The sequence below is a fragment of the Nostoc sp. 'Peltigera membranacea cyanobiont' 213 genome (genome assembly GCF_002245975.1).
Classification (GTDB): domain Bacteria; phylum Cyanobacteriota; class Cyanobacteriia; order Cyanobacteriales; family Nostocaceae; genus Nostoc.
Window position 1 is genome coordinate 20835 of the sequence record NZ_NOLI01000003.1, and the last position, 24007, is coordinate 44841.

Consider the following 24007-nt stretch of genomic DNA (forward strand, 5'->3'; position numbering starts at 1 on the left):
TGTATACAATCTTTCGTATTTTGTATACAATATCCAATATGAACTTAAATGACTTGGCAGCAAATGTGCTGCAACAACAACGCAGTACGCCAGATTTAATTGCCGATGCTTTGCGGGAAGCGATTCTGCGGGGCATTTTTCAGGAAGGACAATCTCTGAGACAGGATGAAATCGCCACTCAGTTTGGCGTGAGTCGCATTCCCGTACGCGAAGCCTTGAAGCAGTTAGAAGCAGAAGGATTGGTAACACTGCATCTAAATCGTGGGGCGATTGTGTCGGTGTTGACAGCACAAGAGGCGCAAGAAATCTGTGAGATTCGCAGCGCTTTGGAAGTGAAAGCGATGCAATTGGCGATACCCAAGTTCAGGGAAACAGATATAGAAAAAGCGGCTGTGATTCTGGAAGCGACAGATAAAGCAACTGATGCAGGTGTGTTGGCAAAACTCAACTGGGAATTCCATGCGACGCTGTACGCCACTGCTGAACGTCCTCGGTTATTGGCGATGATTAAAACTTTACATATTAATTGCGATCGCTATGTTCGCGTACAATTGGTAGAGATGGATTACCAAGAGCGATCGCAAAAAGAACACTATCAACTCTTAGATGCTTGTCAAAAGCAGGATACAAAAGCTGCTGTCAGGTTACTAAAACGACACATTGACACCGCAGGAGAACAGCTAATTGCATACTTGCAGCAAATTGCTCAGAAACGCTGATTATTGTTGGAACTAGACGATCTACCAGAACAGACTAAACGGGAAATTTCCACTATCCTATCAGAGAAATAGGTAGGGTAGCCCATGAAAAAACTGATCGAGCGTATTAAGAGATTGTTGCAACGTATCTTCAAGAGGTTTGCATCCAATTCTCAGCAGACATCGCCCTTAATAAATTCTCGTCCGCTAGACACTTCTATTTCTATTCCTAGCGTTTCTCCCCGATGGGAGTCTGGTTTGGTGCTTGTGTGTTCGCAATGTGCAAATGAGCGGTCAAATAGTTTTCGTCCAGCTAACAAAAGCTCAACGGCTTCCGAAGACTTAGAGAATTGGTTAAAATCTCGTTTAAAACTTGAGGGATTATGGGGTGAATTTCGGGTCGTTAGCACCAGTTGTTTAGGAGTTTGTCCAAAATCAGGTATTACTGTCGTTATTGTAAGTAATGGAAGTTGCGGTAATAGTCCATGCTTAATTGTAAATCCTCGCAGCGATGTCTACGACGGGCTACGCCTACGCGAACTTCTTTATTCATACATAAAACAGAATAAAAAGTAAAAAGTAGAGAGTACTTTTTACTTTTTACTTATATGGTATGAAAGATTAATGATTGAAGCCAGACATTTTTGGTCTTACAAATGTAGTTGAGGAATTACTGCTTCGAGCATTAGCATTTGAAGAATCAACTGTCGGTGAACTGAGATTCAAGAAATCTATGAGTTTGAGAGTACGTTTACGAATTTTCCAGCGTCCATTTTTGTTTACAACTTCATCTTCGTAAGTACCATTAGCGACATCAATGCTAGTTTCCGAACGTTTGTGAGTTGCATGGAGATAAGAAGTCATCACTGCTTTATTATTCTCAATTGAAATGTTTATCGTACCCATCAAGTGTTGAGTAGCTGTATAACCATTTCCTTGGAATACTGAATAGACAAAATCTGCCCAAGCATCTGTCCCATAATTTGTTTGAGTTGTCCCATCAGGAAAAATGGCAGTGAGAACTGCATCTTGAGTAAAACAATCCCGATAAATATTTTTTCCCTCTAGGAGATTTCCTCTACCAATGGCATCAGTTCCCAGCGAGTAACAGGATGTTAATTTTTGAATTTCTAATTCTGCGTTAGGTTGAGTTGCACTTGCTAGTTCAAACCTACCTCCAATAAACAGCACAAGAGTGACTGCAAGCACAATCAATGTAATCTGATTTAACAAAAACGAGATAGCCTTTGAAACTATTCGCCCACCTTCTCTTCTTTTTTCCACAGGAAAACCACCTTAATTTTTACTATTTTCGCATCTTTTAACTTGCTGCAAACTAAATTTACATCTGATATCTTAGCTGATAAAATCCTGACTAAAATTCTTGCACATTTAGTTAGAGTTTACTTTGATATCAGCTAGTAAATTATAAATAAGCTACAAGATTTGATGCATATAATCAGTCATTATAATAACAGAAGTTACATAAAGTTTTAAGTGTTGCACATGCCTGAATATGTATTGATTTGATTAAAAAACAAGGTTGATACTTACATAGTTTTCTTCACAAGAAAGTAAATTTTGTTTGAGCATATTTTTAAAACTCAATGTAATTACTATAGCAATTATGAATCATTCGTGATAAACAAAATACCCGAATTATTTGGTAATTCGGGTATCTACGGCTATAGCTTTGCTAATGTGTCTGTACTATGAAAGATTATTATTCCAAAAGGGGGATAGAAATTATAAATTGTGTTCCTTGTCCCAAGACTGATTCACAAATTAAACTTCCATCATGATTTTCTACTATAATTTGGCGACTGATAGATAATCCTAATCCTGTACCTTTTCCTACGCATTTGGTAGTAAATAGATTTTCAAAGATACAGACTTTAACTTCTTCTGGCATTCCTTTTGCGTTATCTTGAATCTTAATTGTTAGATTATTATCTTTCTCTACCTTAGTTAAGATGGTAATAATATTAGGATAATTATCTTGAACTTCCATAAAGCTACGACCGATATTTGCTTCTTCCAAGGCATCAATTGCATTTGCAATAATGTTCATAAAAACTTGATTTAATTGTCCTAAATAGCATTTCACTAATGGAATATTTCCATACTCTTTAAGGATTTGAATCGCCGGACGATTATGGTCAGCTTTCAGTCGATGCTGTAAAATTAACAAAGTACTATCAATGCCTTCATGAATATTAGCTAATACTTTAGAACTAGTATCTGCGCGTGAAAAAGTACGGAGAGAAGTACTAATATTACGAATCCGCTGCGTTCCTACAGTCATACCATCAATCATTTTTGGTAAATCTTTTAGCAGGAAATCTATATCTATTTCTTCAGCTTTTTCTTTAATTTCAACACCAGGATTTGGGAACTTATCTCGGTACAGTTGTAGATAGTCTATTAAATCCTTAACAGTATCTTTTGCTTGGGCTATGCTACCTGTAATAAAACCAAGTGGATTATTTATCTCGTGTGCTACTCCTGCAACTAAATTACCCAAAGAAGACATTTTTTCGCTTTGAATAAGTTGTAGTTGGGCCTCTTGTAAATCTTTTATTGACTGTTCTAATTCTCTAGATTTATCTTGTTCTCTTGTATACAATCGGGCATTTTGTATAGCAATAGCCATTTGAGAAACCAAGACCTTTAATACCTCTACTCTTTCTGGTAAAAAAGTTCCTGATGACAACTTATTTTCTAAATAAATAATCCCTGTAATTTGTGATTGATAAATTATCGGTAAGCAAAAAATTGATTTTGTTTTAGATTCCTGAATATAAATATCAAGGTTAAACGGCTCTGTAATTATTGCATCATTTAATACAAGATATTGTTGAGTGCGAAAAACGTAATTAATCACAGAGAGGGGTAAATCCTGATAAGCTTCAACAGGAATAGAACATAGAACTGTCACGACATCATCAGTAGCATTTCCAGAAGCTTCGATATATAGTTGATTATCTTTAAGTAGGAGTAGCACTGCTTTTTGGGCGGCAGCATTTTCTAGTAAAATTTTGATGAGCTTGCTCAACAAATTTTCTAACACAATTTCGTTGGTAATCGCTTGCGAAAACTTGATGAATGCATTAAAGTCTAGAAAATCGCTTAAACTACTATTAGTAGTTGTGGTAGTGGTAAAGTGAATTGTATCTATTTTGGAAGTGGTAGTTTCTATAGCAGTAGTTTGTCCTACTAGAAAAACATACTTTGATTCTAAGTATTTAACTTTAGCGATCGCACCCCAGCGAATATAGGCATAATAGGCTTTAGTTATATAAGTTTGATGAATTAACTCTTTACCTAAAGATTGATAAAATTTTCCTGCTAACTCATAGCCTAAAGCTTCTTCTTGGAGAAAACCATTCTCTTGAGATTTGGCAATAGAGTTCTCATAGTAGTCCATTGCTTCCAGTTTTTGATCCAAAATCCGATACCTTTCTGCTTCCACGAGATAAAATCTATGTAAGTGATTCGTGGGAGCATGAGTAGCCCAGAGTTCCATTTTTTGCTGATTAGCTTGAACTTTTTCAAGAATAGCTTGCTTTTCACACTCTTTGGCAGTATTATATATGGCCAAGTGTGCTAAAGAGTCATAAAAATAGAACATTGGAACAACAAACAACCCTGTTACGCCACCTAAAGATTTTTCTGCGATCGCAGCATATTCTACAGCCTTAAAATACTCCCCAAATATGTAAGAGAGCATTAGCTTATTGACAAATAAATGATTAATTGTGTAAAGGTCATTTACTTGCTGATGAATTGGCAGCATCCTTTGCTCGTCGTAGGCTTCTCCAATTAAACAATCTACATTTTCGTAATTACCTTTCAAATTCAAAACTGTTTGTAAATATACTAAGTTCCAAGTTAAAGCTACTCGCTGATTAATTTTTTTCAGCGATTCACAGTAAGCTATAAGTTCTTTTTCTAAAACCCAAAGTTCCTTACCCAACCAAAATGAATGATAGGGATAAATGTAACCACAATAGCCAGCATATTCTAAATCTCCAGTTTCTAGACCACTAGTATATCCAGACATTGATGATGTTAATGTCTCCCTAATATGCTCTTTCCAGTGCATAACATGAGCGCTAACAACCGTCAGAATTTTAGCCTTGAGTTCTTGAGAATCAAATTTTGACACCAAACTAGAAGCTAATTTACCAAATTCATAGCCAGAATTAATTTCTCCTTGAACTCCACAAAGAAGTAAGCCATAAAGACTATAACCATAGGCAGATACAGCCGTATTGCCATAGTTTAAGGACAAATTAACCATTTTACAGACAATAATTGGCATCATTGCAGGAGCAGTTTGAAAAGCCGCAGGGAGAACCCCCATTAATATCCTCATAGCTGCAATCTTATTAGGATCGGACATTAATGGTAAGTTAATTAAATCTGCAATAGCTTTACTTTTCAAAGAAACAGCAATTTCATCCATCCCCTGCTGAATATCAGTTGATGTCGGTTCATCTGGAAAACTGATTCCTAGCAATTTGAGAATTGATACTGCTATCTGAATGGCTTCCAATTGTTTGCTTTGAATGATAGAAGCGATAATCTGTACTTCATAGACTTTCACTTTATCTAGAAGGATTTTGGCTTCTTGCTGCACCACCTCAGCCCATTGCTGCATCTGCTCAAAATTACCACCTAGATAGGCTGCTTCTGCGGCTCCTTCATATAAACCTATAGTCAATGTATATTCAGTTTGCCAAGCATCTATATTTAAAAGTTCTATGCCATTTGTGAAGTATTTAAGTGCAGCTTCATAAGCTGTAGAAGCTTTAGCTTTTCGCCCTGCAATTAAATTTAGTCGTGCCAATTCAGTTTTTTGAGATTGCTTTATTAGGTTAACAATACCTACATTCAACTGATTAACAATATCAAAAATATTAGCTTCTATTTCCTCTTTTGGGATATTTTGTAGAAGCAATTGCCCAATTTTCAAGTGAGTAGATTTCTTGAGTTCTTCTGGAATCAGCGAATATGCTGCTTGTTGTACTCTATCATGTAAGAACTTGTAACCAACCCGTGAAGTGTCGAAATTTAAATCAGCCACTTCTTCTTGATTAAAAACTAAAGGAATACGGTAAGCTTCACTTAAAGGTAGAATTAATCCCGCTTGCAAAGCCGAGTATAAATCATTGGCTGTCAAAGAAGCTGATTTTTCATTGACTATAGATAAAACATCAAGACTAAATCTATCACCCACACAAGCTGCTAATTTTAAAACATTTTGGGTGAAACTTGGTAGTTTCTCAACTCTACTGGCAACTAACTCAACTACATTTTTATCGGTAATTCCAATTGCTTGAATATCCTCAAGACTCCACTGCCATTGAGAATTAATGAAGTCAAATTTTAAAAGTTTTTCTTGATAAAGTGCTTGAATAAGTTGTGTGATAAAAAATGGATTTCCACCTGTCTTATTAGAAATTAACTCAGCTAATTGAATAATTTTATTGTTAAAACTGTTGGATTCTACATTATGGTTAATCTCTGTCTCTTGCAAAGTCTCTGCAACTAACTGAGTCACATTGTCTAAATTTAAAGGTTGCAACACAATATTGTTAATAACTGTGCCAGCATTCTTAATTTCTTCTAATTTTTGAATTAAAGGATGTGCTGCATTAACTTCATTATCTCTATATGCACCAATAAATAATAGATGTTTGCTGTCAGTGTCAGTTATAAGTAGTTGAATTAAATTCAAGGTTGCTGAATCTGCCCATTGTAAATCATCTAAAAAGATAACTAAGGGGTGTTCTCTTTGGGTGAAAACTTGGATAAATTCTTTAAAAACTCGATTGAAGCGATTTTGTGATTCTGTTGCACCAATTTGGGCAACTTCTGGCTGTATACCAATAATTAATTCTACTTCTGGAATTACGTCAGTAATAACTTTTCCATTTGTTCCTAAAGCTGATAGTATTTTTTCACGCCATGATTCTATTTTTTCATTGTTCTCTGTCAGTAAATACCGCATTAAATAAGCAAAAGCTTGAATTAAGGAAGCATAAGGGATATTTCGCTTTAATTGGTCAAATTTACCAGAAATAAAGTAACCTTGTCTGCGAGTAATGGGTTTATTAACTTCGTTGACTAAAACTGATTTGCCAATACCTGAATAACCAGAAACTAGCATCATCTCACTAGTCCCAGATGTAACCCTTTCAAATGCCGCTAGCAGTTCATTAACTTGGTTTTCACGACCATATAATTTTTGAGGAATTAATAACTGGCTTAAGACATCTAAACGGCCTGGAACAAAATCAGTGATTCTACCCTTAGTTTTTAACTGGTTAAGACATAATTCTAAGTCTGCTAATAATCCTGTAGCGCTTTGATATCTGTCTTCCGCATTTTTCGCCATCAGCTTCAGTACAATTTCTGAGATGGCGTTAGGAATTGTTGGATTTAATAGCTGTGGGTTGATCGGTTGAATAGCAATGTGACTATAAACTAGTTCTAAAGGGTCTTGACTACAAAATGGTGTTTTATCGGTGAGCATTTCATATAAAGTTACACCAAGAGAATAAAAGTCAGTACGATAATCGAGAATACGATTCATTCTCCCCGTTTGTTCGGGAGACATGTAGGCAAGTGTGCCTTCAACGCAGTTAGGATTATTAAATTGGGGATTTTCCTTATTGAGGCGGGAAGCTATACCAAAGTCAGTGAGTTTAACAATACCTGTCTGGGAGTTAATAATGATGTTACTAGGTTTGATATCTTTATGAATAATCTGGTGTTTATGCAAATAATCTAGAGCTTTAGTCAGTTGAATAGCAATATTTAAATCGTTAATTAAGTCAAGTTTTTCTGTCTGGATAATTTGGGCTAAAGATTGACCATCAAAGTCTTCTAACAACAGCCCCACGCGGTTATCAAAGGTTTCTAGACTAATGGCTTTAACTATGTTGGGATGGTCTAAACCTTGCTGAATTTGATACTCATTTTTAAGGCGGGTAAAGGCTTCGAGGGTAGGATATTCATTTTTAAGCAACTTGAGGATAACTCGCTGTTGCGTCTTTGGCATTTGTGTTTGATAAAGAATTGTTTGGATTCCTTCGTGGAGAGTCGAGTTGATTTGATATCCAGTAGGATTTGGCATTGATTTTTGCCTATCAAGTTACAAAAAAGTTACAAAATTAGTATCACCCCCGTCCTATGGTGAAAGGGGTTCTAATTTAATTATTCCCAGTGGGAGAAAATTATTAACATTGCGATTCCGTATCCAAGGGTTGTAAATTGAAAAGTAATTATTCCCTTGTAACGGAAAAGCTATTGTAACTTTTACGCCAACCGCAGATAAGGACATTTTTGTAAGAACCCCGATGCTTTATTGTGGGCATCAACGTTATGAGTATGTGCTGGCGTAGGTCGAATAATGCCATCAAACAGGTCATTCAACCCGTAGGGAGTGAAAAATTGCCATTGGCCTTGTGCATCTAGTCGAACTCCGACAGCTGTTGCAGTGTGCAGCCACTCTGCAACAGCATCTTCTGTATTAATGTAGTGTCTGCTACCAAGCCGCCAACGAGCAAAACTGGCTTGATTTTTGACATCAAACTCGTCATGAGGAAATTGTTCTGTGAGAGTCGCCTTTGCTGCTAGTTCCTGAGAACGATTTCCCTCTATATCAAAGAATGCAATATCAAAATCTTTAATAACTAACCCACAGTCATTGCCAAAAATCGAAGACCAAACTGTGTTTCGGACTGCACCACCGGCTAACCACCAGTTAGGTAGATTTAGTTGAGCGATCGCAGGTAATACTGTATCAATAGGTGTATCAGCTAAAATCATCTGTAGACGAGTGTTACTATTCATATCAAATCCCTGGGATTGTCAACTATAAGGTGAAAATATTATCATTCACATCTCATTAAGTTTACGGTCTTGATAGACCTCCTGTGATACTTATTAGGTCAAGTCATAGTATAAATAGCACATGGTTACACAGAAGGTTAAATTGTGAATTGAGAATTTATAATTTTTATTTATGGATGATTTATTTGCGCGGTTAGAACGCACACTCAATCCTGAACTACCTTCTCTAACAGAGTCGCAACAACAACTCCTGCAAGAACTCAGTATTGATGAAAATCAACCCGGCACAATTTTGCGTGACTTTCAAACTCTGATAGATTTGTTACAACCAAATGGAGTGGAGGTTAGTAGTGTTAATAACCTTCTACCTCTGAAAGTATTATCAGAATTCAATTCTCGGTTAAGTCACCCCATTGAAACTAAACTCAAACGCCCCGTACAAAAATCATACCCCTACATTAATGGACTATATTTGTTATTACGCAGTTCTGGGATAGCCCAAATTAGATCCCAAGGGAAGAAGCAGGTTTTAGTTTTAGATGCAGCAACTTTGCAATCATGGTCAAACCTCAATCCAACAGAACGCTATTTCAATTTATTAGAAGCCTGGTTGATTTGGGGAAATAACGAAATTTTGGGCGAACATCAAGATTCATTTGGGAATTTATTTCGATGTATTCAACTTTGGCCCCGCGTACCAGAGAAAGGTTTAAAATTCCCTAAATACGAACATCAACACGATATTAGTTATTACCCTGGTCTGCATAACGTTGCCCTGTTAGAGTTATTTGGATTATTATCTATTCAACATGGCAAAGCAACAGAAGGCAAAGGATGGCGCATTACTAGTTTACAACGCTTACCCTTTGGGGATGCTTTGTTGCAATTACTATTTCCACTAGGTATCCGAGGAGAATTACAGGATGAAGTCAATGTAACTTTTGGAAAGTTGCAGTCACATTTTCAACCATTTTTTCCAGAATGGGAGCATAATTTATTTGTTCCAAAACAAGGCTTCACGGATGGTATTTATATTTTTAAAGTGTCTCTTCATCAGGTTTGGAGACGCATTGCTATACCAGCAAAAAAACCATTAAGCTGGTTAGCAGAGACGATTCTTGATGCTTTTGACTTTGACTATGACCATCTATATGAGTTTAGTTATAAAGACCGTTTTGGTCGCATAATTAAAATAGGTCATCCCTATATGGAAATACCCCCATTTGCTGACCAAGTGCAAATTGGTGATTTGTCTATAGAACCGGGTACTAAAATCACCTATCTTTATGATTTTGGTGACAACTGGAAGTTTGATGTGCAGTTAGAAGTAATTAATCCACCTGATAACAAAATCAAAAAACCAAAGATTTTAGAAGTTCATGGAAATGCACCTCAACAGTATTGGAGTGAGGATGATGAATCGGATGAAGATGAAGAATGAGGGAGTCTAGGTGGATGAAGGTAATCATGGAAATTGCTAATAAGAAAACAAATACCGACGAGAGAAATAATTCCAGTAATCAAATCGGATTACGATATCAATCCTCAAGCATCTCTAAAAATTGCGCCTCGCTTAACTGCGTAATTCCCAAAGAGAGCGCTTTTTCTAATTTAGAACCGGCATCTTCTCCTACCACCAAATAATCTGTTTTTTTACTCACTGAATCAGTCACTTTTCCACCAGATTTTTGAATCAAAGCCTTTGCTTCATCTCGCTTTAAGGTTGGCAATGTCCCTGTGACGACAAACGTCTTACCTGCAAACTTTTGATTAGCATCACCAACTGTTTTTGTTTCCTCTGTGGCAGCTAATTGCAATCCTTCTGCTTGCAAACGTTCTATCAAAGTTTGGTTGGCATCAATCCGAAACCACTGATATACAGATTGGGCAATTTCAGCACCAATACCATAAATTCCTTCAATATCTGATTGCTTTGCTGTGGCTAACTGTTCTACGGTGAAGTATTTCTGAGTCAATAATTGGGCATTCACACTACCAACGTGACGGATGCCTAAACCATACAATACCCTTGACCAAGGTTGATTTTTTGATTGAGCGATCGCATCAACTAATTTCTCTGCTGACTTTTTCCCCATTCTTTCCAATTCACACAATTTGCTTTCGTTTTCTGTCAACTTATACAAATCGGCAACAGAACGCACCAAACCTTTATCAACCAGTTGATGCACGCATTTTTCGCCCAAACCTTTAATATCCAAAGCATCACGACTTACCCAATGTTCAATAGAACCTTTGAGAATCGCCGCACAGGAAGCATTAACGCACCGAGTCACCGCCTCACCTGATTCTCGCACCACTGGTTGATTGCAGACAGGGCAATGGGTGGGCATAACGAAGGGTTCGGTGTCAGCAGGACGAAGTTCTTTGAGTACCCTCACTACTTCTGGAATGATTTCTCCAGCTTTGCGGACAATAACAGTATCGCCAATGCGAATATCTAATTGAGCAATGCGATCGCTATTATGTAAAGTGGCGCGGGAAACTGTTGTTCCCGCCAGTTGCACAGGGCGCATTTCTGCTAACGGTGTTAACGCCCCCGTTCGTCCCACATTTACAGCAATATTTTCCACACGGGTAGGCGCTTCTTCGGCGGGGTACTTTAATGCGATCGCCCAGCGAGGAAATTTCTGGGTAAACCCTAACTGTTCTTGGAGTTTAAAAGAATTGAGCTTTACTACCACTCCATCAGTCATGTAGGGTAAATTCAGGCGTTCCGTATCCCAATATTCATAATATTTTGCCACTTCTGCGATCGCGGCACATAGTTTGTGGTTGGGGTTCACTTGAAAACCCATCTTTTCTAACAACTCCAACGCTTCCCATTGGGTATTGGCAATACTGGTGTCATCTCTACCAGGAATATGCAGGGTATAGCCAAAGAAAGCTAACCGCCGTTTTGCGACAATGCGCGAGTCTAGTTGTCTGAGTGTACCTGCTGCGGCATTCCGGGGATTGGCGAATAATTGCTCCCCTGCTTTTTGCCTTTCTTCGTTAATTTGTTTAAATACTTCCAAAGGCAAAAACGCCTCGCCGCGGACTTCCACCCTTTCTAAAATTTCTAACCCTTTAAAATTCAAACGTAAGGGAATTGAGCGAATTGTCCGCACATTTTGGGTAATATCTTCACCCATCACCCCATCACCCCTAGTTGTCCCCCTAACTAGAATGCCATCTTGGTAGGTAAGAGCCAAAGCAGAACCATCAATTTTCAGTTCAGTGACATATTCCACTGCATCTATTTTCGGTACTTGTCGCCGCCAACGCTGATCCCATCCTTGCAACTCGTCAATATTGAATGCATTCTCCAGACTGTACAGGGGGATATTATGCCGCACCGAGGTAAACTGCGTTGCTGGTTTTTCACCCACGCGCTGAGTCGGACTATCGGCTGCTGTCAACTCTGGATATTGAATTTCTAGTTGTTGCAATTCTCGATATAGCTGGTCATAGACTGCATCCTCCATCATTGGAGCATCTAGAACGTAATAAGCATAACTAGCTTGTTGCAATAACTGGCGCAATTCTTCTGTGCGCTTTACTTCCGGCTTAATCTGTGTCATTAGAATAATTACAAAATATCTAGCGAATAGAATTTAAAGATAATGAAGCCTGTTGCTTGGATAGTCGCAACTAACCCGTCAAATCAAGGCTTTTAGGAATTAATCTTTATTATATTCTACCCAAATTGGATGTCTTGGTAGGCGATCGCCACAACAAGGGCAAGGAAGTATCGGATATCTTTCAGCAGCTTTCATTAGAGTAAACCGATCCTGATTTATCCCATCACCACAATATAGACCCGTATCCATAGGATTAGCTGTTTTTCCTCGCCAATTGCAAAAACTACAGCTTAAAGTTTCTAACTGGACTCTTTGAAAGTTTGATTCTATTTCTAGAAAAATATATGGCATCCATTTCTTGAAATTTGATATCTTTCCAAGCCCTAAGTGAATTTCAGGATATTTTTGAGTTAACTCAAGCGCTGGCCAAAGCAAATCTAAAACAGCTAGTGGCATATCATCAATAAAGGGGTTGAATCGCAAAGTTTCCCATTCTTCTTGGCTGGGAAATAATATCTTTTGGCCGTCAATATGAATGTGTTTTATACTAGGCTTATTTAAGTTCATGGTCTTGTATTGTGCCTTTCATTCACTATTGCCAGTATAAAATCAGCTAGAACTACATAGTAAGATTACGCTAAAGCTATACAAATAAAAGTTCGGTATTCTGAATTCAGGAATTACTTGTAAATCTGGGGTATCCACAATTGTCAGCATTGCTAGCTGGGTGTTGCATAAAAAAATAAATGTAAACCTAGTTAGTCAGTGAAGCCCAAATTTACAGTTTTATTTTACTAATATGTTCATCCACTCTTTAACATTTACTGCCTCTAGTGCAGTGTTACTTTCAACTTTATTCAGTTCCGCTTTTGCGGCTCCCATTAACCTTGCCAATAGTGTCAGCAATACCGAGACAAATACAAAGGTAATTGCTCAAAATGTCGCCCAGTTACAGAGAATTCCTGATGTCAGAAGACAAGCAGTAGCTAACGGACAAAATCGATATGCTGCTATTTGGGTTAAGTCTGGTGGTTCCGCTTGGGAAGCGCGACATGGATTGACCTCAGCCCAATATCAAGCAACTTTTGACAAACTGGTTGGTGAAGGATATCGGTTGGTTGATGTCAGTGGTTATGATGTTAACGGACAAGGGCGATACGCTGCTATTTGGGTGAAGTCTGGCGGCCCAGCTTGGGAGGCGCGACATGGATTGACCTCAGCCCAATATCAAGCGACTTTTGACAAACTAGTTGGTCAGGGATATCGATTAGTTCGCGTTAGTGGTTACAGCGTGAATGGACAAGACCGATATGCCGCTATTTGGGAAAAGTCTGACGGCCCAGCTTGGCAAGCACGACACGGATTGACCTCAGCCCAGTATCAAGCGACTTTTGACAAACTAGTTGGCGAAGGATATCGGTTGGTTGATGTTAGTGGTTATGATGTCAATGGACAAGACCGATATGCTGCTATTTGGGTGAAGTCTGGCGGCCCAGCTTGGGAGGCGCGACATGGATTGACCTCAGCCCAGTATCAAGCTACTTTTGACAAACTGGTTGGTGAAGGATATCGATTAGTTGACGTAAGTGGTTATAATGTCAACGGACAAAACCGATACGCCGCTATTTGGGAAAAGTCTGGTGGTTCAGCTTGGCAAGCGCGACATGGATTGACTTCAGCCCAGTATCAAGCGACTTTTGACAAACTGGTTGGTGAAGGATATCGATTAGTTGATGTCAGTGGCTATTAGTACAACATCTCCAATTATCATTGCCCACCGAGGCGCGAGCGGCTATCGTCCAGAACATACTTTAGCTGCTTATGAATTAGCGATGCCTGCGGCGGGCTATGCCTACGCACTGGGTGCTGATTATATTGAATCCCCATCTGAAACTGTCTTTAATTTTGTTAGCGCCGGCGGCAAGCGAGTCCGCGTTCGCTTTTAGCGTCTCGTAGAGAGCCTCATTTTGAATTTTGAATTTTGAATTTTGAATTGTTAATCCCTTGTCCCCCTCCCCACTCTCTATGGCGCTTTCGGCTGTTGCTCAAATGCCTTACTAGGCGGAATCTCTTCAAGAGGAATCAGCGCTTCAATTACAGACTTGACAATTGGTGCGGCGACAGTAGAACCATAAGCACTTTCTCCTTTTGGCTCATCCACCAGTGCAAACACTACATAGCGAGGAGATTCCACTGGTAAAATAGCCACAAAGCTGGTCATTCTAGCACCCTTGATGTAGCCGCCATTAGGACTAGCTTTTTGGGCTGTACCAGTTTTACCAGCAATGCGATATCCGGGAATTTGTGCCGCCTTACCACTGCCTTCATTAACAACAGTTTCCATCATTTCCACAACTTTTTGGGTTGTTGCGGCTGAGAAAATTTGGCGGGGGATGGTATGAGTGGGTGAATCATGCATCTGCCCTTTGCTATCAATCAGCCCTCGAACTACATGGGGTGTTACCAACTTACCGCCATTGGCTAAAGCACCGTGCATTTGTACTAGCTGTAACGGTGTCATAGAAAAGCCTTGCCCAAAGGAAGTAGTAGCTGGTTCAATTGGCGAAGCGATAAATTCTTCTTGACTTTTGAGGCGACCGCCAACTTCAAAAGGTAAATCTGTATCAACTTTTTGTCCTAGCCCCAAGCGTTCTAGCCAGTTGTAGTAGATTGAAGGCTTTAAGCGTTGGATAATTTGCACCATGCCAATGTTGCTGGAATATTGTAAAATCTGAGCGATGCTGATTCGCCCATTACCATTATTCATCGCATTTTTGATGGTGTAATTAGCTACTCGAATAGAACCGGAGTCATTAAACATATCATCTGGTTTGATGATGCCATTTTCCAGAGCGATCGCCACATTCAAAGGCTTAAAAGTCGATCCCGGTTCATAAAGATCCGCTACCGTCCAGTTTTTAAATAGTGAGATATTAGCTTTAGCGTATTCATTAGGGTTATAGGTAGGTTGAGAAACGAGGGCGAGTAAGGAACCATCCAACGCATCCATCACAATTACTGCCCCACGTTTAGCGTCAAACTTATCCATCTGTTGTTTGAGCGCAAGGCTAGCAATCCGTTGCAGACGGCTATCGATAGTGAGTTGCAGCCGCAAATCATCAAAGTGCAGAAAACCTTCAGGCGCACGATCGGGCATCACAGCCCCATTCCCAGAGCGACTGAGCCGCACCGTTTGCACAGGACGTTCTAATAACTTCTCTTGAGAATATTCCACACCTGCTTGACCACGACGGTCAACATTCACATAACCCACCACATCAGAAACTAAATCGTCTGGCGGATAAAATCGGGAGTATTTTTGAATTAACTCCAAGCCATTTAAGCGCAAAGAAGTCACGCGATCGATAATTTCTTCTGGTAAAGCTGGGGCAAGGATAATTCCACTTCTTTTGCTTTGAAAAGTTTTCACTAATTCAGCAGGATCTTTTGCCAATATTGGGGCAAGTTGCTCTGCCATCTCTTCATTAGACTTATCAAATAGCTTGGGATGAGCGTACAAAGTATATACAGGACGGTCAATTGCCAACAGATTACTATTGCGATCTACCACCGGACGACGGGGCATAAAAGGTCGCAAATTCACCATTTGCTGGTTTCGTGCTTGCTCTGTTAACTTTTGCCCCTTGACAATTTGCAGGTTATACAAGTTGATACCCAACCCTAACCCTGCTGCCATTAATGCGCCCCATACTATGAACAGTCGAGACTTGGTATTGGATGTTTGTTCTTGGATATTAGAGGCAAGTGTCTCCAACAACCCTCGTTTAGAACCTTTCTGTCGTTTTTGGAATGCCGGATTCCGAAACTTTCTGAATTTTGTTTTACTTGGTAATTTTTGCATTGCCTACTCAGTAGCAAATTGCTTTTTGGAGTCAAAAGTCCAATAAAGTTAGTTACTCCATAATTTCTAACTCCTAACTCTTAACCTTAATATCCCAGTGGTGAGAGCGTTTGCTGTTGCGTTTCAGAATTTGACGTTGTGTTAGACGATGCTGGCTTAGGAGTATGAGATGCTGGAGGTAAGAAAATCATCCCTTGAGGAGTTGGTAACACCAGCCCTGCTGTTGATTGTTCTGCTTCCTTAGCCATTTTATTTTTCAGCGTGGCGTTGGTTGCCGTTAGCAGACGCTCATGACGTTGGAGGTTTTGCAGTCTGCGATATGACTTACTCCAAAGCTCTTGGGAATATACCGTCCATCCATAAACAGCAAGTGTCGATGCTACTAACAAAAACGCCAAAACTGTTGAATAACGATGAAAAGTATACAAGCGCAACAACCATAAAGGTGCTGCCCCCGAATTAGGCATGGTGGGAAGGCGAAGAAAATCTCCCCCTGAACTCTTTTGAGTCGCACTGGACTGCTGATTGAGATTTGGCACTTGTTGTCTACCCAACTCTTTCAACGATTTGGGCATAACTACCTTATTTGTGGAAGAAGCCGCTAAATTTTTCGAGGAATGCTGTTGTCTTTGAGAGGATATGGGTGTAGCTTGGGTAGCTGGTGTAGAAGCACTCCGTGCTGCTGACTCCACAGACTTAGAGCGTCGCCTACCTAAAGGAAAAATAGAATCTCGCCGGAACCAATTACCCCTTGTAGAAACAGCAGATTTACGAGCAACTACCATAATTTTTTTTAGATGGGAAATACTGTACTTTAGATTGATTTTCTTGATTGGATGTTTTTGCTGAGTTTAAAATTAACTTCTGTGCAACAAGCACACATAACAGACTACACCCTTTTAAGTGTTCTGATAGGTAGCTGTACCAATGTTTGCAATCAGTGATTAGAAACTGGACAGCTTGCCCTTTAGGTATTGCACCTAAAGTATGGCAACGCGGGGCAGCAAGGTGCAATACTCCGTGAAAAAAATAAAATTTTTTGCTATGATAACTCGGTTTGCTAAAAAATTTGGTAATTTCCCTTTTGCTCTTGAGTTAAGAGAAACTAATCAGATGGCTGTATGATACGTAATCCGAAAAAGAATACCCCAAAAGATTGTTTTTTTAAGCATGTAATCTCACAGCATTAAAAAAAAGCAATAAATACGGTATCGTATTCAACAGGCGAAAAATTGTTCTAGCCACAATTGGTGAAAGAGGAGTTATGAAAACAAAAATCTTTGGTTTGGCTGTAATCTTAAGTCTAGCTACAATTCTCGGAGCCTGTGAAGGCGGTGGTGGTGATGCTGGTGGTGGTACTAGTACTCCAGCTGCTACAGGTGAACCAACTGATGCACCTCCTGCTGGAGCTAAACCTCCTGCTACTACACCTGCTACTCCCGCAGCTACTCCTACTGCTACTCCTAAATAAGGCATTTTAAACTTTAGTTTAAATCATGCCCAAAACAGTTTAGTAACAACGCTCGTCACCATATAGGTTGAATCAATTAGGTTCATCTAGAAACCTTTATCTCCCTATTGGTGTATCAGAGCCTAGAGTTTGCTCAAATATCAGCCATTAGCTAAGTAGGGCAGCAAGTAAAGGACACTGGTGATGAGGATTACCCCTCAACCAAGTGTCCGCCTGAAATTCTCGCCTGACCGAACCTTATTCCGAGTAAAAGGGAGTTTAATTCCGTAAATCTAAGCCAGATTTAGCGTTTAGAATTGGCTTACACTCCTGAGTTTTGAGAGGACATAAATACATTATTGCGATCGCTGGCAATTGCTCAAGAGCATTCCCTGTAGTCTATTCTCTATTAAGAGAGGCCTGGTCATGTCCCTTGATATTGCCAGATTTTTATTGGGAATATAAATGGGGCATAGGGAAAACAGATTTTCATGCTGCGTTGTGAACGCAGTTCAAGAAATGGGGAGAGTTAAAGCGAAAAAAACGGTAAAATTTCTGGGTCTAGTTGCGATCGTTGCAAGTTTTTTTGTGTTGAGTGGCTATTGGGGATCGTCAGTAGTCATAGCATTACCCCCACCAGAGGATACACCAGAAGAAATATTACGGACACAGATTATCATAGAAGCGCGATCGCCAATTGATGGAAGATTCCTAACAGCTGCCGAATATATTCAATTACAAGCGCAGCTACAAGAAGTCCCACCACCAAAACTAGACCCCAAAATTCGGGAACAGATTTTCTTGCTTCGCCTACGTAAAACATTATTTCAGTTTTTCCCGTTTTTAAATTTTTGATAAATTAGTAATTACTCAAGGCTCAAAAGTCAAGATATTTCCCCAATTCCCCGTTCCCAATTCCCTGTTCCCAATGCCCCATACCCAAAATCCCATTCTGAGGTAGGATAACGGTGGCGACAAAATTGCAAATAAATGTAAAGAATATATATAGATATTAAAAAAGTAGATTTAGTCAATCACGTTATTTCACGTAGGTAGCTTCATGTCCATGACCACGATCGCCCCTGAACAGGTTAACAGCATCGTTTGGAATCAGCACAACGATCCCTTTGAAATACTAGGTTCTCATCCCATACAACAAGACGGCAAAACTGTCTGGGCTGTGCGGGCCTACCTACCAAATGCAAGTGCAGTGTGGGTGGTTATTCCTGAACAACGGAAAGAATACCCAATGCAAGCAGTGCATCATCCCCATTTTTTTGAATGCACTATTGAAACCGCAGAACTGGCAAACTACCAGTTACGGATTAAAGAAGGGGAACATGAGCGTGTCACTTACGATCCTTACGCTTTCCGTTCCCCCAACTTGACAGACTTTGATTTGCATTTGTTTAGTGAAGGGAACCATCACCGAATATACGAAAAATTGGGAGCGCACCCCACGGAAATAGGCGGTGTTAAAGGCGTTTATTTTGCAGTTTGGGCACCCAACGCGCGTAATGTTTCATTGCTCGGAGATTTCAACCTCTGGGATGGGCGGAAACACCAAATGCGTAAAGGCCCCACCGGAATTTGGGAGTTGTTTATTCCTGAAATCGGTGTGGGAGAGCATTACAAATATGAAATCAAAAATTTTGAAGGACACATTTACGAAAAATCCGATCCCTACGGTTTCCAGCAGGAACCCCGCCCGAAAACGGCATCTATTGTCACTGATTTAGATTCCTACAGTTGGGATGACGAAAACTGGATGGCAAAGCGGCGGCGCACCGAACCACTTACCCAGCCCGTCTCAGTTTATGAAGTGCATTTAGGCTCTTGGCTACACGCTTCCAGTGCTGAACCTGCTAAACTGCCAAATGGTGAAACTGAACCGGTAGTTGTTGTTTCTGAACTTAAGCCGGGCGCACGTTTCCTTACCTACCGGGAACTAGCCGAGCGACTTATTCCTTATGTCAAAGAATTGGGATACACCCATATAGAAATACTTCCTATTGCGGAGCATCCCTTTGATGGTTCTTGGGGTTATCAAGTAACTGGGTACTATGCCCCTACCTCCCGTTTTGGCAGCCCTGAAGATTTCATGTATTTTGTTGACAAATGTCACCAAAACGAGCTAGGGATAATTGTAGATTGGGTTCCTGGCCACTTCCCCAAAGATGGGCATGGTTTAGCTTTCTTTGATGGTAGCCACCTCTACGAACACGCTGACCCCCGCAAAGGCGAACACAAAGGATGGGGTACTTTGGTGTTCAACTACGGTCGCCATGAAGTCTGTAATTTCTTAGCAGCAAATGCCCTCTTTTGGTTTGACAAGTATCATATTGACGGGATTCGTGTTGATGCTGTTGCCTCAATGCTTTATAACGACTATTGCCGCGAACCAGGAGAATGGTTGCCAAATCAGTATGGTGGCAGAGAAAACCTAGAAGCAGCAGATTTTCTGCGTCAGGTAAATCACACTATCTTTAGCTATTTCCCCGGCATTCTCTCAATTGCTGAAGAATCTACTTCTTGGCCAATGGTATCTTGGCCCACCTACACAGGCGGATTAGGCTTTAACTTGAAGTGGGATATGGGGTGGATGCACGATATGCTGGATTATTTCAGCATGGACCCTTGGTTTCGTCAGTTCCACCAAAACAATATCACCTTTAGTATGTGGTACAACCACAGTGAGAACTTCATGCTGGCCCTGTCTCACGATGAAGTGGTGCATGGCAAGAGCAATATCATCGGTAAAATGCCGGGGGATACATGGCAGAAGTTAGCTAATGTACGTTGTTTATTTAGCTATATGTTTGCTCACCCAGGCAAGAAAACCATGTTTATGAGTATGGAGTTTGGGCAGTGGAGTGAGTGGAATGCTTGGGCAGATTTGGAGTGGCATTTATTGCAGAATGAAGCTCACCAACAGTTAAAAACGTTTTTCCGGGAATTGAACCATCTCTACCGTTCTGAACCAGTTTTATACACTCAGGATTTTGCTGAACCTGGGTTTGAGTGGATTGACTGTAGCGACAACCGTCATAGTGTAGTTTCTTTCATGCGACGTGACAAGGATTCGGATGATTTTGCGATCGTGGTTTGCAATTTTACACCGCAACCCCATTCTCACTACCGCATTGGTGTACCACAAAAGGGATTTTATACTGAGTTGTTCAATAGTGATGCGCGTCAGTATGGCGGCAGCAATATGGGCAACTTAGGTGGTAAGTGGACGGATGATTGGTCTTTGCACAGTCGTCCCTATTCGCTGGATTTGTGTTTGCCACCTTTGGGAGTGTTGATTCTCAAGTTGGATAAGAAGAAGACTGCTGAGGTAACTGGATAATAATTTTGGGTGGGCGATGCCCACCCAACAAATATTGTATACAGCAGAATTCTTTGAGATGCACCGATTTAGAGCCTATTTATAAAGTAAATATGAAGTAGGGTGTGTTACGGCTGTGTAATAATTTGAGGGTTTGAGAAAGTCTAATTCAGCCGTAACGCACCATATTTTCAGGTGCGTTACGCGCTGCTTTAACACACCCTACAATTTAAGGTTTACTTTATAAATGGTCTCTTAACGATCGCCTATTGGGGCATAAAAGTAATCTACCTTATTTTTGTCTTAACAGAGAAGTATTGCAAAGCATCTAATTACTACTTTTAGTATTTGCTAACTTCCAAGTAATTTCACAGACCGTTCCTTTGGGAGAGAGGGTTTCACGCTTAAAATTACCACCCAAGTTTTTGGCAATATTTTTTAGTTGTTTTGTTCCTTTACTTTCTAAAGATGAAATCAATCCAGAACCATTATCTTGAATCCTAAGAGTATACGAATCATTATCTTTTTTACCAATAGCTTCGATGCGTTTGACATCTTTAGCATGTTTACCTACGTTACATAAAGCTTCTTCCAGAAATAAACAAAGCTCTTGTTTATTCTGAACACTTAAATACTTCTCATCTACTGGTTCAAATATACGAATTTTCACCTTAATATTTTTTAAGTATTCTAGATCGCATCGTTCTAGGGTACTAGAATATACTACATAAAAAAGTTCATGTATCGGGCTTTTTAAGTCAATTTTTAACCCGCTACCTAAACGAAGACTTTCTTCTTGAGATAAAGTCTCCAGCTTTAAATATTCGCCAATTTCTCGAATTTCATAATTAAGTTTTTCTAACTGTGATTTTAATTCATCATGTGACCAATCTTGAGCCTGCATCTGTCTCAAGACATTTGCTAAAGTTTGTAGAGGGCCATTATGAATCACAGTAAATGCATATTCAATTGTATGCTGGCGTTCGTTCATTTTAATTTTAAATACTTGGTTGTTTTGATATAAAGCGAATGCGAATCCACTCAACCCTAACCCATTTACTGTTAAGGTCAATAAACTCGCTCCTATGGGAATCCACCAACCGGATAAAATAAGCAAGTAACCTATACCAAATAAGGCAAAAGTTACTACAACTACAGCTAATAAATTCTTCCATAAAGATTGTGTTAACCAAAAAATAATTATTGGATAACAACCCCAAACTATTATCCATAAATATTCCCACTCGTCCGACCAAACTTTTAACAATGGTCGTCCGTTCATCACTGCATTAATTATCTGAGAACAAGCATGAGCATGAAATTCTACTCCATAGATTTGTCCGCTAATTTGTTGAGTAGCAATTGCAGAAGTATTTACTAAATCAGGAACACTGGTAGCCACGATCCCAATTAAAACGATTTTATCTTGTAGTAAATTAGGATTGAAATTATCATTTTTAATATCATTCAATGATAAAATATTGAATGGTTTACTACTATTGCGAAAGTTAATTAATATCTTTAATCCGCTATCGTCTTCGTTGACATATCCTCCAGAATTAGATGAGAAAGGAGTGATTTCTGTTGTTTTAAATCTGATTGTCGATTCGTCAATTATCCCATTTTCAATATTAATATTTTGGGCAGATAAATAAGCTTTTGCCAATTGAAGTCCAAAAGAATATTTATATTGTTGAGGGTTGTTGGGGTTTTGAGGTGATGGTGTCAAAAGTAAGTAGCGGCGATATTGACTATCTTTATCTGCTACTATGTCAGAAAAACCTATTTGTTTTGGCGGTAGTTGTGGCGGTGCAAAAATTGGATCTGGAGGTAATATTTTTTCGATGCCAATTATGTTTTTATAGTCCTGAAATACCTGGACTAATTCTTTATGACCAGGTTCAACAGATAAATCTCGAACTATGTCAAGACCAATTGCAATAGGTTTATACTTTTGGATTTTTTTAATCAGTTTGGCAAGTTCTCTATCTGAAATTGGATAGTTTTTTAAACTGCGGATATCTTTCTCATCAATACCCACAATTACAACTTTATCATCAGTTTTTTCCAGAGGACGCAAACGCAAAAATGTGTCCAACGTCATCAATTCAAAATTTTGCAATAAACCACATAACCGGGCAATTACTACAATTATCAAAAATACTGTTCCTGGAAGTGATGCTAGGAGCAGAATTTTGATTTCAGCCGGAATTATTCTTCGATTAATCCATACCATAAGCAGGTTTTTTAGTTTTAATTTCCACCCTAGCTCACAAATAACTAATCAATTAATCCTTCTTTTCTAGCCAGAATCTCTGTTTGAATACGGATATTTTTTCCCTGTTTTTTGCAATCTTCTGGATAAAGTCCGAGAACATCTTGAATTTTTGTCCAATATGTACGCACTGCACGTTCAGACCTATACATCTGTTCGGAGATTAGTTTATCTGTTAATCCTTTTTCGAATGCCAATTTCAAAACTTCTAACCACTCTGGCTTTAGTTCTAAGCCATTTTTGATGTCTTGTGTGTGGGTTGCACCTTGAATTGCTATATAGACACGAGTTAACATTTCCTGTTCTGATAATCCTTTGTCTGCGATCGCAAATCCGCCTTGATGCTCATCAATCTCGTATTTTATCCTGACTAATGCTTTTACATAACTACTTTGCACCAAAAAATTCTGCTGGGGATATTTCTGGAGTAATTTTTGAAGGAGGTTTATCCCTGTATCAATTTGGGCGATCGTCCCTGCTTTTTCTGGTATTGATAAATCCATGAAAATCAATTCAAAGGAAGAAGTGGCAATCTCTTCTAGAGCATCATATACCGTTTTGACCTTGACAATATCGGCTTTTGGATATTGTTGTTGGAGGAGGTTAAAGGTTCCAGTTAAAATTAATTGGTGGTCATCAATAAGTAAGATTTTCATGAGTGGTGATTGGAGGTAAATATTGACTTCTCATAAATTTATCAGCACGAACCGATTTTTAAGCATATTTCTTTGCAGCAATCAACCTTTGTAGATGGATCTTATGCAATGAGAGTGTTCCAGCCGTTGCGCTAAAACATTGTGAGTCTGGGATTATATCAAACTAAGTCTGTGTAGGCAGTTTTTCGTCTCGATTCATGTGCTGTCATTAGTGGACGGAATAAATCTAAATTTGCTTGACTGTTTTTATCCGTATTGCAATTTTTGCAAAACATCCCTCAAAGTACAATA

General features: G+C 39.3%; 16 protein-coding genes and 1 pseudogene. 8 read left to right on the plus strand and 9 right to left on the minus strand.

Features of this window, described 5'->3' with window-relative positions:
• Positions 1–38 precede the first annotated feature (38 nt).
• Together CDG77_RS01340 and CDG77_RS35125 are read left to right on the plus strand one after the other, a co-directional pair.
• On the plus strand, positions 39–719 hold the full coding sequence (locus CDG77_RS01340; protein ID WP_094327512.1) for a GntR family transcriptional regulator: 681 nt from the start codon (positions 39–41) through the stop codon (positions 717–719).
• An 84-nt stretch (positions 720–803) separates the two neighbouring features.
• Positions 804–1274 carry a (2Fe-2S) ferredoxin domain-containing protein gene (locus CDG77_RS35125; RefSeq protein ID WP_104901436.1) on the plus strand — a complete coding sequence of 157 codons (471 nt, stop codon included), beginning with the start codon at positions 804–806 and terminating at the stop codon, positions 1272–1274.
• 45 nt (positions 1275–1319) lie between these two features.
• On the opposite strand, the gene CDG77_RS01345 is transcribed toward CDG77_RS35125, so the two are convergent.
• The 3 genes from CDG77_RS01345 to CDG77_RS01355 all read right to left on the minus strand — a co-directional run bounded on the left by CDG77_RS01345 (position 1320) and on the right by CDG77_RS01355 (position 8561).
• Positions 1320–1982 (minus strand): nuclear transport factor 2 family protein, encoded by a 663-nt coding sequence (locus CDG77_RS01345; RefSeq protein ID WP_094327513.1) that lies wholly within the window; start codon positions 1980–1982, stop codon positions 1320–1322.
• 439 nt (positions 1983–2421) lie between these two features.
• Complete coding sequence (locus CDG77_RS01350; protein WP_094327514.1) at positions 2422–7842, minus strand: trifunctional serine/threonine-protein kinase/ATP-binding protein/sensor histidine kinase; 5421 nt, start codon at positions 7840–7842, stop codon at positions 2422–2424.
• Positions 7843–8024: 182 nt separating this feature from the next.
• Positions 8025–8561: a nucleotidyltransferase family protein gene (locus CDG77_RS01355; RefSeq protein ID WP_094327515.1), complete on the minus strand. Its 537-nt coding sequence runs from the start codon at positions 8559–8561 to the stop codon at positions 8025–8027.
• A gap of 172 nt (positions 8562–8733) precedes the next feature.
• Between CDG77_RS01355 and CDG77_RS01360 the strand changes: the two genes are divergently transcribed.
• Positions 8734–10002, plus strand: coding sequence for a plasmid pRiA4b ORF-3 family protein (locus CDG77_RS01360; protein WP_094327516.1), 1269 nt, complete (start codon positions 8734–8736; stop codon positions 10000–10002).
• Positions 10003–10099: 97 nt separating this feature from the next.
• On the opposite strand, the gene ligA is transcribed toward CDG77_RS01360, so the two are convergent.
• Positions 10100–12142, minus strand: coding sequence for an NAD-dependent DNA ligase LigA (gene ligA, locus CDG77_RS01365; protein ID WP_094327517.1), 2043 nt, complete (start codon positions 12140–12142; stop codon positions 10100–10102).
• A 99-nt stretch (positions 12143–12241) separates the two neighbouring features.
• Positions 12242–12709: a hypothetical protein gene (locus CDG77_RS01370; protein ID WP_094327518.1), complete on the minus strand. Its 468-nt coding sequence runs from the start codon at positions 12707–12709 to the stop codon at positions 12242–12244.
• A gap of 232 nt (positions 12710–12941) precedes the next feature.
• Between CDG77_RS01370 and CDG77_RS01375 the strand changes: the two genes are divergently transcribed.
• Both CDG77_RS01375 and CDG77_RS01380 read left to right on the plus strand, forming a co-directional pair.
• Positions 12942–13892 (plus strand): hypothetical protein, encoded by a 951-nt coding sequence (locus CDG77_RS01375; protein ID WP_094327519.1) that lies wholly within the window; start codon positions 12942–12944, stop codon positions 13890–13892.
• Positions 13876–14022 (plus strand): annotated as a pseudogene (locus CDG77_RS01380) (glycerophosphodiester phosphodiesterase family protein); the annotation flags it as partial. The gene CDG77_RS01375 and the pseudogene CDG77_RS01380, both read left to right, overlap by 17 nt.
• Before the next feature lie 143 nt (positions 14023–14165).
• On the opposite strand, the gene CDG77_RS01385 reads toward CDG77_RS01380, so the two are convergent.
• Entirely contained in the window at positions 14166–16004 is a 1839-nt protein-coding gene (locus CDG77_RS01385; protein WP_094327520.1) for a peptidoglycan D,D-transpeptidase FtsI family protein, read from the minus strand.
• A gap of 86 nt (positions 16005–16090) precedes the next feature.
• Entirely contained in the window at positions 16091–16789 is a 699-nt protein-coding gene (locus tag CDG77_RS01390; RefSeq protein ID WP_094327521.1) for a hypothetical protein, read from the minus strand.
• Between the two features lie 479 nt (positions 16790–17268).
• Between CDG77_RS01390 and CDG77_RS01395 the strand changes: the two genes are divergently transcribed.
• The 3 genes from CDG77_RS01395 to glgB all read left to right on the plus strand — a co-directional run bounded on the left by CDG77_RS01395 (position 17269) and on the right by glgB (position 20806).
• Positions 17269–17475: a hypothetical protein gene (locus tag CDG77_RS01395; protein WP_094327522.1), complete on the plus strand. Its 207-nt coding sequence runs from the start codon at positions 17269–17271 to the stop codon at positions 17473–17475.
• Positions 17476–17973: 498 nt separating this feature from the next.
• Entirely contained in the window at positions 17974–18309 is a 336-nt protein-coding gene (locus tag CDG77_RS01400) for a hypothetical protein (protein ID WP_181154537.1), read from the plus strand.
• Positions 18310–18514: 205 nt separating this feature from the next.
• Positions 18515–20806, plus strand: a complete 2292-nt coding sequence (glgB, locus tag CDG77_RS01405; protein ID WP_094327523.1) for a 1,4-alpha-glucan branching enzyme — start codon at positions 18515–18517, stop codon at positions 20804–20806.
• A 307-nt stretch (positions 20807–21113) separates the two neighbouring features.
• Here glgB and CDG77_RS01410 read toward each other — a convergent pair whose 3' ends face one another.
• Both CDG77_RS01410 and CDG77_RS01415 read right to left on the minus strand, forming a co-directional pair.
• Positions 21114–23021 (minus strand): sensor histidine kinase, encoded by a 1908-nt coding sequence (locus tag CDG77_RS01410; protein ID WP_094327524.1) that lies wholly within the window; start codon positions 23019–23021, stop codon positions 21114–21116.
• Positions 23022–23065: 44 nt separating this feature from the next.
• The gene (locus CDG77_RS01415) at positions 23066–23716 is read right to left on the minus strand and encodes a response regulator transcription factor (protein ID WP_094327525.1); all 651 of its coding nucleotides are present in this window, start codon (positions 23714–23716) and stop codon (positions 23066–23068) included.
• Between the last annotated feature and the right edge of the window lie 291 nt (positions 23717–24007).

Coding starts and splice junctions, on each gene's coding strand:
- CDG77_RS01340 (WP_094327512.1), top strand. CDS start 39: ATGAACTTAAATGACTTGGCAGCAAATGTGCTGCAACAACAACGCAGT.
- CDG77_RS35125 (WP_104901436.1), top strand. CDS start 804: ATGAAAAAACTGATCGAGCGTATTAAGAGATTGTTGCAACGTATCTTC.
- CDG77_RS01350 (WP_094327514.1), bottom strand. CDS start 7,842: ATGCCAAATCCTACTGGATATCAAATCAACTCGACTCTCCACGAAGGA.
- CDG77_RS01355 (WP_094327515.1), bottom strand. CDS start 8,561: ATGAATAGTAACACTCGTCTACAGATGATTTTAGCTGATACACCTATT.
- CDG77_RS01360 (WP_094327516.1), top strand. CDS start 8,734: ATGGATGATTTATTTGCGCGGTTAGAACGCACACTCAATCCTGAACTA.
- ligA (WP_094327517.1), bottom strand. CDS start 12,142: ATGACACAGATTAAGCCGGAAGTAAAGCGCACAGAAGAATTGCGCCAG.
- CDG77_RS01370 (WP_094327518.1), bottom strand. CDS start 12,709: ATGAACTTAAATAAGCCTAGTATAAAACACATTCATATTGACGGCCAA.
- CDG77_RS01375 (WP_094327519.1), top strand. CDS start 12,942: ATGTTCATCCACTCTTTAACATTTACTGCCTCTAGTGCAGTGTTACTT.
- CDG77_RS01385 (WP_094327520.1), bottom strand. CDS start 16,004: ATGCAAAAATTACCAAGTAAAACAAAATTCAGAAAGTTTCGGAATCCG.
- CDG77_RS01390 (WP_094327521.1), bottom strand. CDS start 16,789: ATGGTAGTTGCTCGTAAATCTGCTGTTTCTACAAGGGGTAATTGGTTC.
- CDG77_RS01395 (WP_094327522.1), top strand. CDS start 17,269: ATGAAAACAAAAATCTTTGGTTTGGCTGTAATCTTAAGTCTAGCTACA.
- CDG77_RS01400 (WP_181154537.1), top strand. CDS start 17,974: ATGGGGAGAGTTAAAGCGAAAAAAACGGTAAAATTTCTGGGTCTAGTT.
- glgB (WP_094327523.1), top strand. CDS start 18,515: ATGTCCATGACCACGATCGCCCCTGAACAGGTTAACAGCATCGTTTGG.
- CDG77_RS01410 (WP_094327524.1), bottom strand. CDS start 23,021: ATGGTATGGATTAATCGAAGAATAATTCCGGCTGAAATCAAAATTCTG.
- CDG77_RS01415 (WP_094327525.1), bottom strand. CDS start 23,716: ATGAAAATCTTACTTATTGATGACCACCAATTAATTTTAACTGGAACC.